The organism is Winogradskyella forsetii (assembly GCF_013394595.1).
Taxonomy (GTDB): domain Bacteria; phylum Bacteroidota; class Bacteroidia; order Flavobacteriales; family Flavobacteriaceae; genus Winogradskyella; species Winogradskyella forsetii.
Genome location: NZ_CP053348.1, coordinates 2,042,840 through 2,061,216 on the forward strand (window position 1 = coordinate 2,042,840; position 18,377 = coordinate 2,061,216).

13 protein-coding genes are annotated in these 18,377 nt (G+C 35.3%); 6 read left to right on the top strand and 7 right to left on the bottom strand.

Going from position 1 to position 18,377, the window contains the following annotated elements:
• Window positions 1-38: 38 nt before the first annotated feature.
• The 3 genes from HM987_RS08870 to HM987_RS08880 all read right to left on the bottom strand — a co-directional run bounded on the left by HM987_RS08870 (window position 39) and on the right by HM987_RS08880 (window position 3,786).
• The gene (locus HM987_RS08870; RefSeq protein WP_179007191.1) at window positions 39-626 is read right to left on the bottom strand and encodes a hypothetical protein; all 588 of its coding nucleotides are present in this window, start codon (window positions 624-626) and stop codon (window positions 39-41) included.
• A gap of 203 nt (window positions 627-829) precedes the next feature.
• A complete protein-coding gene (locus HM987_RS08875) occupies window positions 830-1,567 on the bottom strand; it encodes a LytR/AlgR family response regulator transcription factor (protein WP_179007194.1) in 738 nt (245 codons plus the stop codon).
• Between the two features lie 32 nt (window positions 1,568-1,599).
• Window positions 1,600-3,786: a tetratricopeptide repeat protein gene (locus HM987_RS08880; protein WP_179007197.1), complete on the bottom strand. Its 2,187-nt coding sequence runs from the start codon at window positions 3,784-3,786 to the stop codon at window positions 1,600-1,602.
• Between the two features lie 364 nt (window positions 3,787-4,150).
• On the opposite strand from HM987_RS08880, the gene HM987_RS08885 reads away from it, so the two are divergent.
• The 6 genes from HM987_RS08885 to HM987_RS08910 all read left to right on the top strand — a co-directional run bounded on the left by HM987_RS08885 (window position 4,151) and on the right by HM987_RS08910 (window position 13,543).
• Window positions 4,151-4,375 (top strand): hypothetical protein, encoded by a 225-nt coding sequence (locus HM987_RS08885; protein ID WP_179007200.1) that lies wholly within the window; start codon window positions 4,151-4,153, stop codon window positions 4,373-4,375.
• 244 nt (window positions 4,376-4,619) lie between these two features.
• On the top strand, window positions 4,620-5,141 hold the full coding sequence (locus HM987_RS08890) for a 5' nucleotidase, NT5C type (protein WP_179007202.1): 522 nt from the start codon (window positions 4,620-4,622) through the stop codon (window positions 5,139-5,141).
• 481 nt (window positions 5,142-5,622) lie between these two features.
• A complete protein-coding gene (locus HM987_RS08895; RefSeq protein WP_179007205.1) occupies window positions 5,623-6,543 on the top strand; it encodes a glutaminase in 921 nt (306 codons plus the stop codon).
• Between the two features lie 166 nt (window positions 6,544-6,709).
• Window positions 6,710-10,042, top strand: coding sequence for a transglutaminase family protein (locus HM987_RS08900; RefSeq protein ID WP_179007209.1), 3,333 nt, complete (start codon window positions 6,710-6,712; stop codon window positions 10,040-10,042).
• Between the two features lie 20 nt (window positions 10,043-10,062).
• Window positions 10,063-12,615, top strand: a complete 2,553-nt coding sequence (locus tag HM987_RS08905; RefSeq protein ID WP_179007212.1) for a circularly permuted type 2 ATP-grasp protein — start codon at window positions 10,063-10,065, stop codon at window positions 12,613-12,615.
• Window position 12,616: 1 nt separating this feature from the next.
• On the top strand, window positions 12,617-13,543 hold the full coding sequence (locus HM987_RS08910; RefSeq protein WP_179007215.1) for a transglutaminase family protein: 927 nt from the start codon (window positions 12,617-12,619) through the stop codon (window positions 13,541-13,543).
• Window positions 13,544-13,560: 17 nt separating this feature from the next.
• Here the strand turns inward: HM987_RS08910 and HM987_RS08915 are convergent, their stop codons facing one another.
• The 4 genes from HM987_RS08915 to HM987_RS08930 form a co-directional block, all read right to left on the bottom strand.
• The gene (locus tag HM987_RS08915; RefSeq protein ID WP_179007218.1) at window positions 13,561-14,610 is read right to left on the bottom strand and encodes a zinc-binding metallopeptidase family protein; all 1,050 of its coding nucleotides are present in this window, start codon (window positions 14,608-14,610) and stop codon (window positions 13,561-13,563) included.
• Between the two features lie 74 nt (window positions 14,611-14,684).
• Window positions 14,685-15,527: a transglutaminase family protein gene (locus HM987_RS08920; RefSeq protein ID WP_179007221.1), complete on the bottom strand. Its 843-nt coding sequence runs from the start codon at window positions 15,525-15,527 to the stop codon at window positions 14,685-14,687.
• A 108-nt stretch (window positions 15,528-15,635) separates the two neighbouring features.
• On the bottom strand, window positions 15,636-16,616 hold the full coding sequence (locus HM987_RS08925) for an alpha-E domain-containing protein (protein ID WP_179007224.1): 981 nt from the start codon (window positions 16,614-16,616) through the stop codon (window positions 15,636-15,638).
• A gap of 11 nt (window positions 16,617-16,627) precedes the next feature.
• Complete coding sequence (locus HM987_RS08930; RefSeq protein WP_179007227.1) at window positions 16,628-18,064, bottom strand: circularly permuted type 2 ATP-grasp protein; 1,437 nt, start codon at window positions 18,062-18,064, stop codon at window positions 16,628-16,630.
• Window positions 18,065-18,377: the final 313 nt, after the last annotated feature.

Sequence of the window (18,377 nt, forward strand, 5' to 3'; positions counted from 1 at the left end):
AATTTTTAGTTTTTAAGGTTAAAGTAAATTTGAATGTATTAGAAATCCATTTTAATGAGTTCACCATTTAGTTTATAGTAAAAACTATAAGTCGTGCCACCATGTTCTGGTTTTAGGTTTATAACATATTCCGTCTTCGAGATATCACCATTTTTTGGAAACTTTACCGTGGCGATACTTAATATTGGGTGGTCTATGTTTTTTTCTTTCTGAAGCTGCTTGCCAGATTTTTCAATCAAGGCACCAAGTTTTGCCAGACTGATCTTATCGTTTAACTGAAACATAAAGTCTGATGCTTTAGTGCCCTTAGGCACTTCGAGTGTGATATCGGAATTCTGTGTCCAGGAATCTTGAGACAAACTCCATTGTCCCATTTGTAAGGATTCAGGATTTTTGGTGACGATCACCATTACTACATTACCAATGGATATATCGTAAGAAATTGCTAGGTCTGTGTAGTAGGCATTATCACCAAACTTATTTTTTAGTTCGGCTTCAATAGTTTTAAAACCTGCCTCATTTGCTGGTTCTTTGCTCGTTGCATCTCCACACGACAGTAGTTTAGTAGCAACTAAAATTGCAAAAAATAGGCTAAGATACTTTAATGTTGATTTGGGTGTTTCCATACGATTTATCGATTTGAATGATAAATGTATGAGCTAAGGGTGTATTAAAAAATAGGTAATCTATTTCTGATGTTTTAGAATAAATAACCGATGTATTTCAATTAATATCCGCTGAAATACCAAATACATCAATTTAAGGTGGTTTGAATACGTGCTCATTTTAAGAGTATTTGAATTGAAAACATGTTATTAAAACAATACTCCTATCCTTTATTCCAGTTTAAAAAAGACGTTACAAACTGTTCTTTCTTCCGTGTAGATACAGGAATTTTTTTACCATTCTTTAAGTGAATGGTTCCTGATTTATCATATTTATCGATAAACTTTAAGTTTATCATATACGATTGATGTGGGCGCGCAAAATTCGCAGATATGAGTTGCGCTTCAAATTCCTTTAACGTTTTTGATACCAGATGCTTTTTACCGTCACTACAATAAAAGGTGGTATACCCTTTATCGGTCTCACAATACATTAAGGCTTTCAAATCAATAACCTGAAAGCTATCATGAAGTGATAATATCAATTTAGAATCGTCATTATGCCAGACGGCTTTTGCAGTCTTAATCTGCGATTTTTGTTCTGCAACTGGCAAGTTTGAAATCTTTTGCAAAGCCGATTCAAGCTCCTTTATATCTACAGGTTTTAAGAGGTAATCTACAGCTCCGATTTTTAAGGCCTTAAGCGCATATTCTTCATAAGCCGTAATAAATATAATTTTAAAATTTAAGTCTTCTGTTTGCTCTAAAAAATCGAAAGCATTACCATCTGTAAGGTTAATATCAAGAAAAATCAATTCTGGTTTACAAGCATTTGCGACCACGACAGCTTCCTTAACAGACTCACACTCGCCAATAACTTCAACTTCTGTATCCAATAAATTCAGCAGGTTCAGTAAGCCTTTTCTTATATACGATTTGTCCTCAACAAGTAGTGTCTTCATTTTATGCTTAATTTAGTTCAGTATCACAATAATTAGTTAATCAATTTGTGAGGGATCACAAGTGTAACCAGTGTACCTTGTTCATTATAGTTTTGTCGATCTTCAATTTTTACCGAGCCTTCCATGTTAAAGTCTTTAGATAATTCCTTTAAACGTTCTGTAGTTATAATTGTGGCCAAAGAATTCTTATGCTTATTATTGCTATCGGTCTTGGTGTTAATGCCTACACCATTATCGGCAATAGTACAAATCAATTTGTTATTTGGATAAGTTAAACGAATATCAATCTTTCGATCTTCTGCTTGATTAGTAAAAGCGTGTTCTATAGCATTTTCTACAAAAGGCTGAATCAGCATTGGTGGAATTTCAAATTGTGCAACAGTGATGGAATCCTCCACTAAAATAGTACATTTATAAGCATCATTCTCTAAGGTCTGAAGCGTTAAATAATCTTGAACCGCCATTAACTCTTGGGAAAGCAATACCGTTTTGTCTCTAGAATTTTCTAGGGTTAGCCGTAATAATTTCGAAAATTTAGACAAATAATGAATGGACTTTCTTTCTTCCTTGTTCAAAATCATTCCTTGCAAAACCGACAATGAGTTAAATATAAAATGCGGTGTCATTTGAGAGCGTAACAGCTTCTGCTCCATCAATGCATTTTGGGTTTTTGATTTTGCGTTTTTTAGTTTCTGATAAAAAATAATTGTTCCTAATAAAATAGAAAGCGAGAGCACTCCAATAATGGCCCACAAATAATTACGTTGCGATTTTTCTAGATTTTCATTGGTAGCAGTAACTGTTTTTGTAAGTTGTAATTCCCTGATACTGGCAGAGTCCATGGCCTGCTTGTATTTGTATTCGTATTCTAATTGGGTGATTTTTTCAATATTCTCATTATTGAAAACGCTGTCGTTTACTATTTTATAATGCTGGTGATTTTCAAATGCCTTTTTATAATCCCCAATTTGACTGTAAACTGTGGCTAGAGTCTCAGATGCTAATTTTTGTTGACTTAAAAGTCCTAAGTCCTGGGCTATTTTTTCACCTTCTAGCGCATGCTGTATAGCTTTCGAAGAATAGTTAAGTATTGCATATGCTCTTGCTAAACCGACATGAGCTTGGCAAACTAAAATTTTATGTTCTATGATTTCACTTAGCTCTAAACAGGTTTTGTAATGTTTTAAAGCCTTATTCGGCTGCGCCATTAAAAGATATAAATCTCCTAGTTGATAATTGCCTGCACTTAATTCTTCTTTGTCATTAATCGCATGGCTTATGCTAAGTGACTCCGTCATATAATCTAAAGCTTTTGTGAATTCTTTGAGATCTGCGTAAACAGCACCTTTATTAATCAACGTACTCGCAATCATTCGTTTATTTTGTAACGCTTTATAAAGCTCTAGGGATTCATTTATATAATTAAGTGTCTTGTCATACTGTTTTAATTCATAATAAACAGCACTTATGTTATAAGAAGCTTGTGCTATACCATATTTATTGTTGTCCTCTCTATAGATAATTAAACATTTATTAAAATATTCTAAAGCTTCTGTGTACCGACCTTGGTTAAGGCAAATAGCACCAATATTGTTTAAAGTATCTAAACTTGATTTTCCTTGACCTTGTTGTTCGCGTATGTTATATGCTTTTTTAAATAATTCAATAGCTTCATCAAAATCTCCTTTTTTATAGCTTGAAACACCCAAATTATTTAACATATTCGCTTGCCCCATTAAGTCACCATTGTTAATAAAGTTATTGAGGACTTTATTGTAATAAGCTCTTGCCTTATCATGGTCATTAGTATAATGGGCTATATTAGCCAAACAGACGTAAGAGGCGTTTTTACAGTCCTGATTGTTCATATCTTGACACAATGCAAGTGCTTTGAGTGCAGAGGCTTCGGCTTTATCGATTTCTGCCTTTTTAATATACACGTAACCAAACCTTATCAAACTTTTAGCTTCTCCCTTTAAATAATTAAGTTGTTTTGCCAAAGCATTAGCTTCTTCAGCTCTTTGCAGTGATTTATTGATATCATAACTAATGTAACCTGAGGAAAGTGTGTTTAATAAATTAACTTTGGTGGTATCGTTGGTTATGAGTTGACGTAATTCATTTTCTAAACTATCAATTTCTGTTTCTTGCGCTAAATTAGAACTCGAATAAAATAGAATTAAGACTGATAAAAGAATTGATAAGTTTATAGTTTTCATGCAATGAGCAAGGGTTTAATAAATCCCATACAAGTTTTTTTATCTATATGGACCTGCAGAAATAAATATACGAATTAGAAACTACTAAAATAATTGCCAGTTTTATAATAATGCAAATTACGCTTATAAAGTGGGCTAGCTAAAGTAAATGTTTTTTCGAAAGGTTTTAGTCAATAAGTGTAGAGTTTGAAGCGATATACGTTGCATATAATTAAGAAAACTGATGTTACGATAGTTCCGTATATTTATGAGTGACGTATTTTTAGATAATATAACTTCAATTTTATTAAAAGCATCAACATCTTATGGTTTAAAGTCAACAGGCACTTTACTAATTGTATAAATTTAAGGAAAACTTAAAGTTATGAATAACGAAGACCACAAAACCTCAAACACTCCTGAAGATTTAAAAAAAGCAGCAAGCCATGCAGCTAATAAATCTGAAACTAAAAGTCAGGTTAGCGATAAGGCCGAATTACTCAAAAAGCACAAATACGAACCTGACTCTGCAAAAGAAAACCTAGATATTCCAGGTGCTAGAGCCGCACGACCATTAACAAATGATCGACATCCTGATAAGGAAAGTTGAAAAAAGTGCATATATAATAATAGTGGAATGTGAAATACTTGAACACTAATAATTAAGCCATTAGCAACGGTTATATCAGTTTTATAATCTTTAAATGCTTATAAAAACAAGGTTACTGTCATTGCGAGCGAAGCGTGGCAATCTATTATGCTTTATTTATGAAAACCATTAAATAATCATTAAATCACCTTCAACCACTTGCCATTCCCCTTCAATATTTAGAACTTTACCAAAAAAACAAACTATGACCATTTTCGTTGATATGGATGATGTCTTAGCAGACACCTATGGAAAACATATAGAATTATACAATATAGAGCACAAACAAGACCTGCAACTCTCCCATATTCAGTCTGGTGAAGTTTGGCACAATGTTCCAGAAATACACCACAAAAGTGTTCGAGAACATGCGCTACAACCTGGTTTTTTCAGGGACTTAGTACCCATAAAAGACAGCATACAAGTTATGGAGGCCTTGTACAACAAATACGAGGTGTATATTGCCACAGCAGCCACTCAATTTCCAAATTCATTATTAGAAAAAGTAGACTGGTTAGCAGAGCATATGCCATTTATCACATGGCAACATCAAATTATGTGTGGGCACAAGTTTATCCTCAATGGAGACTTACTCATAGACGATAGAACTTACAACCTAGAAAAATTCCAAGGAGACACCTTATTGTTTAACTCACCACATAATGTGAAAGATACGGGCTATACAAGAGTCGCCAATTGGCAAGAAATTGCAGAGCGTCTGCTCTAAAGGAAACCAACACCGTTTCTTCGGGTCTTCTCCGTGTCTAAAGCGGGTCATAAGCGTATCATAAGCGGTTTTGCTATCGAAAACTCTTACAGCTAAAATACCAAGGTTATTACTATCATAAAAGCCCTTGAAGGGATCAAGGGCTTTTATATTTTGAGTTAGTCATACCGAATGTTTCTTTTTAGCGACTTTAAAAGTCAATTACTTTATGTTTCATCCAATAACTTAGACCCTAAAATTACACAGATAACGACGTATAAAAAACAACAATCTTAACCCATTACTAAAGGAAATTAACATTATAGGTCATCGGCTAATGACAACCGAGGAAATTAAGGCCTCAAAGTGAATAAAGGCTTAAAAATCTTCAATCACTTTGTTAATTTTTAAAAGAAACCATACATAACATTTTCATAAAAGACCCAAAATCATAATTGGTAAAAGCTTACCTTCGTTTAAACCTATTTTGATTACAAAACCAATGGCATCTCACTACAAAGACATTTTAGAAAAGGCATACGATAAAATACATTTACTTGAAAATGAAGGCGAAATAGCAACCTACATTCCTGAACTCGCCAATATAGATCCTTCAAAACTTGGAGTCCATATGACCAATATTGATGGCAGTAATTTTGGAATTGGAGATCACTTAGAAAAATTCTCAATCCAAAGTATTGCCAAAGTGCTGTCATTGGCCTTGGCCTACAAAATTGTTGGGGAAGACCTATGGGAACGTGTCGATGTAGAACCCTCTGGTACTAAATTTGATTCCTTGTTATTATTGGAATCCTATAAAGGTATTCCACGTAATCCGTTTATGAATTCTGGAGCTATTGTGATTTGCGATATACTCATCTCACATTTAGACAACGCTAAAGAAGAATTCTTGGATTTTGTAAGAGATTTAAGCGACTTACCAGAGCTTACCTATTCCGATAAAATAGCCGATTCCGAAAAAAGAACAGGTTATAGAAATATGGCACTGTGTAATTTTATAAAATCCTTTGGAAATATTAAAAACGAACCAGCCGAAGTCCTCGATTTCTATTTCGATATGTGCTCTTTGGAAATGACCTGTCAGCAACTCTCAAAGACCTTTACCTTTTTAGCCAATAATGGCCATAAAATTTCAGATGATAAAAAAATCATCTCAAAAACAAAATCCAAACGTATCAATGCCTTAATGTTAACCTGTGGTTTTTATGACGAGTCGGGCGAGTTTGCCTTTCGGGTAGGTTTACCTGGTAAAAGTGGTGTTGGTGGTGGCATTGTAACACTCTATCCCAACAACTACGCCATTGCCGTTTGGAGCCCAAAATTAAACGAGCACGGCAACTCCTTTAGAGGCATGGAACTTCTTGAAGATGTGACCACATATTCTGAATTGAGTATTTTCTAAGGTTTAAATTCCTAATTTAATAGTCTATTTTGCTTTTAACATATTTTTTCGTAAAAAGTGAAATAAACGTGAGATTTCAATACTTTTTCCTTATTTTAAAAACTTAAATTTGTTTCTGAATTTAGTAGCTTCCGAGCTATTCCATTTATAATATCTATTCTAATCTATGGCATTAAAAATTGTAATATCCCACAAAACCACCTATAAGTACGATCGGAAAGTTTCATTATCGCCTCATGTGTTTAGATTGCGGCCTGCACCACATTCCAGAACACCAATAGAATCCTATTCCTTAAAAATAAAGCCAGAAAACCAATTCTTTAATTGGCAACAAGATCCTTTTGGCAACTATGTGGCACGTTTGGTATTTCCGGATAAAACAGATGAACTATCCATTGATGTGGAAATTATTGCGGATTTAAAAACCATCAATCCCTTTGATTTCTTTATTGAGGAATCTGCGGAAGAATTTCCTTTTGAATATTCTGAAACAGTAAAAAAGGAATTACAGCCTTATTTAGAAATTACGGATAAAGGTAAATTATTAAAAGAATTTTTAGAAACACTGGATTATACGCCAAGAAAAACCATCTATTTCTTAATTCATGTCAATCAAAAGATTTATGAATATTTAAAATACAACATCCGAATGGATCCTGGCGTCCAGACCTGTGAAGAAACCTTAGAGTCAAAAACAGGATCATGTAGGGATTATGCCTGGTTATTTGTACAGACGTTGCGTCATTTAGGTTTTGGTGCACGATTTGTTTCAGGTTATTTGGTACAGTTAAAATCTGATGAAAAGTCATTGGATGGCCCTTCTGGTCCGGAAGAGGATTTTACCGATTTACACGCTTGGGCTGAAGTGTATTTGCCAGGTGCTGGTTGGATTGGTTTTGATGCCACATCGGGTTTACTTGCTGGCGAAGGTCATATCCCTTTAGCTTGTACGCCTTCTTTTGAAAGTGCGGCGCCTGTCTCTGGTATGACCGACAAATGTGAAACGGAATTCTTTTTTGAAAACTCCGTAAAGCGAATTTTTGAATCGCCAAGAGTTACAAAACCCTATACCGAAGACCAATGGAAAGCCATTGATAAACTCGGTCATAAAGTAGAAAGGCAATTACAAAAAAATGACGTGCGCCTAACCATGGGTGGCGAACCCACATTTATTTCCATTGACGATTTAGAATCCCCTGAATGGAACACAGCTGCAGATGGGCCTCATAAACGTGAACTTGCCAAGGATTTATCCAAACGGTTACACCACGCATTCGGAAAAGGCGGTGTGCTGCATCATGCCCAAGGAAAATGGTATCCAGGCGAACCTTTACCGCGATGGCAAATAGAAATTTGTTGGCGAAAAGATCAAAGACCTATTTGGTACAACAAAAAGTATTTGGCCACCTATGCGGATGACTATACAGTACCTCCAAACACGGATAAATTATTTTTAGAAACCTTAACTAACTATTTAGGCGTTTCCAAACAACATATTCTACCGGGTTATGAAGATGCGTTTTACTTCTTATGGGAACACGGAAATCTTCCAATAGACATTGATCCATCCAAGGATAGAGACAATACTTTGGTAAAAAACAAGTTAAAGGAAATTCTAGAAAATGGAACATCAACACCTGTTGGCTATTTATTACCTTTAAACCGTACAAAAGGAAAATGGTTCACAAGTGAATGGGAGTTTAGAAGACAACACTTATTCTTAACGCCCGGAAATTCGCCAATGGGCTTAAGGTTGCCATTAAATTCATTATTGGAGAAATCAGAACACGAAGTTTTCCCATCCTACGAACCTGATTTATTTTCTCAAAAGAAACGGTTACCAAGTTTTAGGGATATTGTTAAAAAACGCCATAAGGAATTTTTAGATAATGGATTAGATACCGATCAACCTAATTATTTTGTGAGAACGGCGATCTGTTCAGAAATAAGGGATGGTAAATTGTATTTGTTTTTACCACCATTGGATTCAGCTGAAAATTTTTTGGATCTCATTGCTGCCATAGAATTTACAGCTAAGGAACTAAAAATTCCTGTCATCATGGAAGGTTATGATCCGCCAAAAGATAACCGATTAGAATCGCTTAAAATCACACCAGATCCTGGTGTCATTGAAGTCAACGTACATCCCGTAACCAATTGGAAAGATTTATGCCACAACACCTTTACCTTTTATGAACAAGCAAAACTATCCCGATTAGGCACTGAAAAGTTTATGCTCGATGGTAAACATACAGGCACAGGTGGAGGAAATCACGTGACGCTTGGAGGAACAAGTCCTGCAGATAGTCCACTTTTACGTCAACCTAGTTTGTTGCGAAGCTTATTAACCTTTTGGCAACACCATCCAGGTTTAAGTTATTTGTTTTCCGGTTCCTTTGTTGGGCCTACAAGTCAGGCGCCAAGAGTAGATGAAGCACGTCAAGATAGTTTATACGAATTGGAAATTGCCTTTAGTCAAATTCCTAAAGATGGCGAAGTGCCTTTTTGGTTAACGGATCGATTGTTCAGGCATTTACTGACCGATTTAACCGGAAATACGCACCGAGCAGAATTCTGTATCGATAAATTATATTCACCAGATTCGTCTTCAGGCCGTTTGGGTATTTTGGAGTTGCGTGGTTTCGATATGCCACCACATCCAAAGATGAGTTTAGTCCAAATGCTATTGGTAAGAGCCTTGGTATCTTGGTTCTGGAAAAAGCCTTATGAACACAACTTGGTACGTTGGGGAACGGAATTGCATGATAAATTTTTGATAGAACATTATGTTCGTGAAGATATTAAGGATATTGTTGCCCAATTAAATAAAGCGGGATACAAATTTGAAGAAGATTGGTTTAATCCCTTCTTTGAATTCAGATTTCCACTTTTAGGCATGGTAGAAATTAATACGATCCACATGGAATTAAGAGCAGGCATCGAACCTTGGAATGTTTTAGGTGAAGAAATGACTGGAGGTGGTACAGCCAGATATGTTGATTCCTCTTTAGAACGACTGCAAGTAAAAGTCTCTAATTTTGTTGATGAACGTTATGTATTAACCTGTAACGGCGTAAAAGTGCAACTAAAAAGTACAGGTGTTAAAGGTGAATATGTTTCTGGAGTTCGGTACAAGGCATGGAATCCATATTCCGCACTACACCCAACCATTGAAGCGGATACACCACTAGTATTTGACATTGTAGATACTTGGAACAAGCGTTCCATTGGTGGCTGTACGTATTTTGTTTCACATCCTGGAGGACGCTCTTATGATGTGCATCCTGTAAATAGTTTTGAAGCCGAATCGAGACGGATTAACCGCTTTTGGGAATTTGGACACACACAAGGAGAAATCAGTCCGTTTGACAATGTGACTTTTGATACAGAACCGACATCTAGAAGTGTTCAAGAAAAAAGTAGCTCGAAACGTTTTTCTTATAAAGAATTACCAGTTAATTTTGAATTTCCTTATACTTTAGATTTACGTAAAAAATAAATAGCGTTGTTGCTGAGCATATGAAGACCGTAACAAAAACCTTATTTGAAAACTATTTTTCGGCATCAACACGCTATGATGAATTGCTCACGTCCAAAATGGAGATAAAAGACAATTGGAAAGTCTTGTCTCAGAATTTATCTAAAATAGGCCCTGAAACTCTAGCCTTAAAGCAAACAGAGATTGATTGGCTTTTGGCAGAAAATGGGGTGACCTATAATGTTTACAACGATCCGAAAGGTTTAAACAGACCTTGGGATCTTAACGTTGTTCCTTATATCATTCATCAAAACGAATGGAATAAGGTTGAAAAAGGCATTCAACAACGTGCAGAACTATTAAATCTAGTTCTAAAAGATTTATACGGAAAAAGAGAGCTGCTTAAAAACGGAATTATTCCTCCAGAAGTCATTTATGCACATAGTGGGTTTTTAAGGTCTTGTGATAAAATTCAATATAAAACGTCTAAACAGCTTTTAATATACGCAGCAGATTTAGCACGAGGTCCAGATGGCAGATTATGGGTAGTGAATGACAGAACACAAGCGCCTTCTGGTATGGGTTATGCTTTAGAAAATCGATTTTCAACCAGTAAAATTCTTCCAGAGCTTTACAAAGATATTAACGTGGCTCAACCTTCTAACTTCTTTAACGATTTAAATCAGTTGTTGCTCAATTCGGCAACGACTAATGTGGAAAGTCCCATGGTCGTAATTCTAACACCTGGACCACATAATGAAACCTATTTTGAACATTCCTATTTGTCTTCATTTTTAGGGTATCCACTCGTTAAAGGAAATGATTTAGTCGTAAGACACGGTAAAGTTTGGTTAAAATCCCTAAAAGGTTTAAAACAAGTTGATGTTATTTTAAGACGCATTGATGACAGTTTTATGGATCCATTAGAGTTGCGTGAAGATTCCTATTTAGGTGTCGCTGGCTTGTTGGAAGTCGTGCGTCTTCAAAATGTGACCATTGTAAATCCTATAGGAAGTGGTGTATTGGAAAATCCTGCTCTGAATCCTTTTATGAAAAATATTTGTAAGTATTTTTTAGATGAAGACTTAATGCTTCCGCAAATAGCTTCATGGTGGTGTGGTCAAGAAAAGGAACGAAAACTTGTATTGGAAGATTTATCGTCCTTTGTGGTAAAGCGAATTGACCGATCCAATAGAGAGCATATTTATTTTTGTGAGTTTTTAGATAAAAAAGCACTAGAAAATCTTAAAAAAGAGATATTGAACTATCCACATAAATTTGTGGCACAGGAAAAAATATCATTTTCCACAGCTCCAAATTTTGTAAAAAGCGAATTAGAACCTCGTAAAATTTCATGCCGTACGTTTGCCATTGCAAAAGACGATGGCTATTCCGTGATGCCAGGTGGTTTGGTTAGAGTAGCTCCAGAACGGGAAGAATTATTTGTTTCTAATCAACGTGGTGGCACCAGTAAGGATTTTTGGGTGGTCAATGATTTGCCACAGCCAAATCTGCAAAATTATTCTTGGAACAAAACAAATTCCAGTGCATCCAAAGGATTGAATGATGTTCCAAGTAATACCGCCGAAAATTTATTTTGGTCTGGTCGCTATATTGGCAGAGCTTTGGTAACTGCGAGATATTTACGAATGGTATTGAGTCAGATGACACATGCCCAATACCATGACCGAAAACCAGAATCTGAAAGCCTGAAAATACTATTTCAATCCATAACTCAAATCACATCTACTTTTCCTGGCTTTATGTCAGAAAATGAAGACGTACTGCATAATCCATTGAAAGAAATAAAAGCGATTATTCTAGATGACACTAAAGTCGGCAGTTTTGCACAATCCATGCAAAGTTTTAACACCTCTTATTATTCGTTACGTAATTTGTGGTCTAGGGATATGTGGCGTGTATTTGATGGCATACAGAAACATATAAAAAATTTAAAAAAGGAAGATAGTTATACGGTTTTTAAGCTGACCAATTTCTTTGATAAAATTATTACAAGACTCATCGCTTTTATGGCACTTACTGAAGAGAGTATTTTGGTGCGGCAAGGACTCCTACTCTATTTCATTGGTTTACAACTAGAAAATAGTGCTATGAATATAGAGAAGTTTCGGGCGTTATTGATTGTGAATTATGATGAGGAATTAGAATATGAAATTTTAGAATCCTTGTTAAATAGTCACGAAAGCTTGAACATCTACAGATATAGTTATAACTCGTATTTAAGTTTGGAAAACGTTTTAAACTTAATCATTTTAGATAAAGAGTATGCAAGGTCTTTGACCTACCAAATGCACCGATTAAAAAAAGACATTGATAAATTACCTGTAACGAATAACAATGGAGAGCTAACCGTCTGCCAAGAAAACATGAACGTGGTCATCTCCAAAATGGAACGATTGAACATAGCAGACATGTTAACCATCAATCCAGAATCCAATATGCGTGAAAATTTAGATCGTTCACTTTCAGAGTTAAGTGATTTGTTGCATACAACATCTTTGTCTATTTCAGATACGTATTTTAATCACTCCCAACCACAAAAACAGTTGGTTGACCGAAATATAACCACTTAATATGATATTTGATCTTTGGCACAAAACGAAATATACCTACGAACATGGTGCTTCGTTCTGTCATAATATGACCACTATAAAACCTAAAACTTTTCCTGGTCAAACGCTTTTGGATTATAATTTAGAGATCACACCTACGCCAACAGACCTCTCGGAACGACTGGATTTTTTCGGGAATGCAGTCACGCGTTTTTCAATACAACAACATCATAAAGAACTGCTGGTTATTGCAAGAAGCAAAGTAGAACGGAATTATGAAGCTCAAATTAATGACGAACAATTTTCAATAGGAAAAAAAGTCACTATTGAAGATACCTTAAAACATTTAAAAAAAACAGATGCTGATAGTATTGATGTGCGACAATTCGTGATGCCTTCGCCTCTAATTTCGAAGGGCAATGAAGACATCGCCAATTATGCCTCTAAATCCTTTAAACCCCAACGTTCATTTTATGAAGCGACGTACGAACTAATGCAACGGATTTACACCGATTTTGACTTTGTACCAGGCTTTACCAATATAGCGACACCATTAACAGAAGTGATGACAGCCAAAAAAGGTGTTTGTCAAGATTTTGCTCAAATAGCCATCGCTTGTGTGCGATCAATGGGCTTACCTGCTAAATATGTCAGCGGATATATAGAAACTGTACCTCCAGAAGGAAAAGAAAAGTTAATAGGCACGGATGCATCCCACGCTTGGTTCTCAGTTTACCTACCAAATTTTGGATGGGTGGATTTTGATCCCACCAACAATCAAATTCCAAAAGACCAGCATATTGTCGTAGCCCATGGCAGGGATTATTATGACGTACCGCCTTTAAAAGGCGTTATTTACAGTATGGGTAAAAATAAAATGGAAGTTTCTGTAGATTTGAGACCAGCGACATCACATCTTAATCAAATGCAGAGTCAATCGCAACAGTAATTTCTATTTCAAAATATCTAACGTTTAGGAAGTAATAGCTTGTGAATAAACTTCAATTTTTCTATAATAACAGGCGAAATCACAAAAGGATAAACATCAGGAATTCCCATCGCTCTATTGATACTATTGACTGCCAATGATAATGGCACGCACTTTCTGACAATGACATCAAAATTTTGTTTCGTGTAAGGATCAAACGACACTTTTGTACTTAAAGCTTTATTATTGAATTTTGGTTTCACATTAAGTCGAAAGAAATAAGCAGTTTCCACCATGTCCATGATATGTAAATAATGGGCCCAAGTTTCTGCCCAATCTTCCCAGGCATGCGATGTTGCATACTCACTTATATATGATTTTTGCCAATCTTTTGGTGCACCTTCCTTGTAATACGTTTGCAGCGCATCTCCATAATCTAATTCTTCATTACCAAAAATAGCTCTAAATTCTTCGAGCACTTTCGGATTATCCCGTACTAAGCGATTCCAGAAATAATGGCCGACTTCATGCCTTAAATGCCCAACCAAAGTTCTATAAGGCTCTACCATATCCTTTCGGGCTTGCTCTCTTAAAACTGAATTTCCTTCTTTTATAAGAATGGTGATGACGCCATCGGCATGCCCTGTCATCAATTTGGGATTACCTAATTTTTCAACAAAATCAAAACATAAGCCATCCTCATCTTTAAGCTTGCTTGGTAAAGACAAACCGATTTTTTGAAGTTGATAAATGAGACGGTGTTTGGCTATCTCAAGATTGTTCCAGTTGTCAAAATTGTCTGAATCCTTATTAGAAAGATTTGGTATAGTTCTATTTAATTGACAGGCACTACAATAATCTTCGGGATCATCTTTTTCTATGACCCAATTACAGACATTGTATTCCTTGTTTTTGCAATACTTATATTCGTCGTGTTCCCGATCCGAAATTAAAGCTGCTATATCAGCAGGAAAAGTAAGCATCATACGATCTGAAGCACTATAACCTGTTAAATGACCACAGTTATCACAACTGTAGTTTTCAAAAAACACAGAAGAATTACAGTTACCGCATTGAAATATTTTCATTTTATTATAACGTGAATACGCTAAGTTTTAAGTTAAATTTTGAAGTGTAAAATTAGTAATTAACCGACATTAAGTTATACTTTTTCAATAAATAATTTAGTGATCAATTTTGAAGTCGCACTACCTCTAATACCTCCTGAAACAGGCATAGTTTGCATGGAATTGGCACTTGAAGCAATCGGGAAATGCGTGTTTCCTGTTAAGATGCCATGACTGGGATCTAAACCAAGCCAACCTGTTCCTGGTAAAAACACCTCGACCCAAGCGTGCAATTCGTATTCAGGATGTTCCATATCAAAATAATAATAACCACTTACAAAACGTGCAGCAATACCTTGCTGTCTTAAAAGATGGATTTGCATCCATGATAAATCACGACATGACCCTTTTTTTAGTTCAAAGGTTTCATCAGGTAACAATGGCGAACCGACGGCTCTGTATTCCACCTTAAAATCATCATGTAATTGTTTCGTCAGTAAGGTGAGGTAAGGAATCGTTCTAAAATTCGCAGTTCTTATAATTGTATTTCCATAATCCAATAAATCTTGCGAAATAAATTCACCTTCCAAACTTGAATACAATAATTTTTTATGGCTGGCTTCATATTGAAGCGGAAGCTGGTTATAGTGTAATGGATAAATAAGAAATTCAAAGGGATTGAATTCTTTGGTTTCCAATAGGGTTGTTGCAATGATATTTAGTGTATCAGTCGTACCTTCAAACCAACAAAAGTTTAACACATTTTGTTCCTCATCTAATATAATTTTTTGTCCTGTTGGTTTTGGTAAAATTTCAATATCAAAATCCTGAACATCAAGATAAGCCGTTTGCCTTGGCCGAAATCTTAAATAATGGGGTTCCAGAAACACTTCTGAATCAAAAACATAGTCTGTTTGATGTGTGATTTTGAATGTCATTTACACTTTATGTTCAATAGTTTTAATGCTTTCACACTGAGCACGGTCAAGGTGTCAGTTTTCGGAATTCAATATAAAAATAGGTTTTTGTAATCCACCTATCTTCTACTATTGCACCTGACTCTGCGACTGATTTTGAACATAAGGTTCTACCGAAAAAAATGAATTATAAATGGCAGAAGAAATATCATTTAATTTTAACTGGATATTATCCAAATATTCATGCATGCCATTGGCTATAATATCATTGATATCTGCATATTCCAACTGGGATTTTAAAACACCCAATTGCCGTTGCGCATTGTTACTAAAACCAACAGAACTACCAGATAGAGTAATCAGACAACGTTCCGCACTTAGTAAACATGCTAAAATAGAACGTGGAAACTCTTTATCTAAAATCAAGAATTCTGCAATTCCCGAAGAGGTAAGTTTTCCATTCTTTTTTCGGTACATATCAAAAGCACTAACCGATTTTAAAAGTGCCGCCCACTGGATTAAATCTAACGACGACCCAATTAATTTTGGTGATTTTAATAACAAATGATATTTAGCATCCAAAACCCGAGACGTTTTATCTGCACGTTCAATGACTTGACCCAATTTTGCAAAATGCCAGCCTTCGTTTCGAGATATAGTGGCATAGTACATCCCATAGACCAATTGACAACCATTTTTTATATCAGTAAACAAGCGTCTCAATTCTTTATCCGAATAATTTTTTTTGGCTGCTGCATTTTTAATTAAATAATACAGTGCATTTATTTGTTCCCAAACTTCCTTTGTAATCTCTGCCCTAACGGCTCTTGCATTTTCCCTTGAGTTTAAAATACAATTAAAAATAGAGTTTGGGTTGTCTTTATCGAAAGTCAAAAATTGAATAACCTTGCTTTTTTCAACATTAGGATACAGCGATTCATACAATTTCCAATCGCCTGTAATAAGCACAAGTGGTTGCCACTGCTCAACTTCATTAGGCGGTAATTCTAATGATAAATTATAATTTACATCCATGAAACGTGCGTAATTCTCTGCACGTTCAAGATATCTGTTCATCCAATATATAGTGTTTGCGACTCTTCCTAACATAAATTTTGTTTTTAACTGTTTAAAACCCAAGTATCTTTACTGCCTCCTCCTTGTGATGAGTTAACCACAATAGACCCTTTTTTCAAAGCCACTCGTGTTAAGGCTCCCGGAATAATTTTTATATCATCTCCATACAGCGCGTAAGGTCTTAAATCTACATGCCGTCCTTCAATAGTATTGTCTGCTATTGTTGGCACCCTCGATAAGTTAATCATGGGTTGGGCAATATAATTCCGAGGTTTATTCTTAATTTTAGCAATGAATTCCTGTTGTTCTTTTTTTGTGGATTTTGGTCCGATGAGCATCCCATAACCACCTGAAGCATCAGTTTGTTTCACTACCAAATTGTGAATATTTTCAATCACATATTTGCAATCATCTGCTTCATCACATATATAGGTTTTTACATTAGGCAAAATCATGTCTTCACCCATATAATATTTAATGATTCTAGGAATATAGGCATAAACCGCCTTGTCATCTACAACGCCTGTTCCTGGTGCATTAACTAATACCACATTGCCTTTAAGATAAGCCCTAAAAAGACCTGGCGTACCTAATAAAGATTTCTTGTTAAAAACTTCTGGATCAATAAAATCATCATCCACACGACGGTAAATCACATCCACACGCTTCAGACCATTGGTCGTAATCATGTAAACGATATCATTTTTAACAATTAAATCACGGCCTTCCACCAACTCTGCTCCCATTTGCTGTGCTAAATAGGAATGTTCAAAATAAGCCGAATTGTACATACCTGGCGTCATCACAGCAACGGTTGGTTTGTCAATATCAACTAACGATTCCAAGGTATCCCTTAATGTATGGGTGTAATTATAAACTGGTTTCACGTCAAGTTTTTCGAATAGCTCAGGAAATGTTCGTTTTAAAATTTCTCGATTTTCTAACATATAGGATACGCCTGAAGGACATCTTAAATTATCCTCAAGTACATAATACTTGCCATCTCCACCCTTAATTAAATCGGAACCCGTAATATGGCACCATATATCCTTTGGTGGTTTGAATCCCACTAATTCCTTTAAATAAGAAACACTGGATAGAATCATTTCTTTCGGAATAATTTTATCCTTAAACACGTTTTGATCATTGTATATATCCTGAATGAACAAGTTTAGCGCTTTAATACGTTGCTGTAAACCTTTTTCGAGGTGATTCCATTCGTTATTAGCGATGATTCTGGGTATGATGTCTAAATGAAGAATCCGCTCTATACCTTGGTTATCATTATACACATTAAAGGTCATTCCAAATGAGAGCTGCGCTCTGTCCGTGGCATGTTGAAGTGTGTTTAATTTTTTCTGACTCATACTTTGCAGCCGTTCTGCAAATAATTGATAATTAGGTCTTATGTTGTTGTTTTCATCGAACATTTCGTCATAAAAGCCCTTGGTATCATAGGCTGAGAAGTCTAATTTTGGCATAAGCGGTTTATAAGTTTTATAATTAAAAGTGCTTTTCAGAGGTTTTTACCTAATACTTTAGGTCTAGTTTAATCTCTAAAAAATGAAATAATACAGTGTGAATAAAATAAAGTGATAATTGTTTATAATGGTCATTGCATTCCAACAAAGTACAAAAAATATTGCTGAAATACTAATAATAACGTGGACTTTACGATTCCTATAATTAATTAGAATAAAAATATTAATATAGAAATACAGTAATAATAAAATTGAGATATCCTAAAAAGCGTACAGATTCATCTGATGGTTAACCGGCATTTTCTAAGTATCA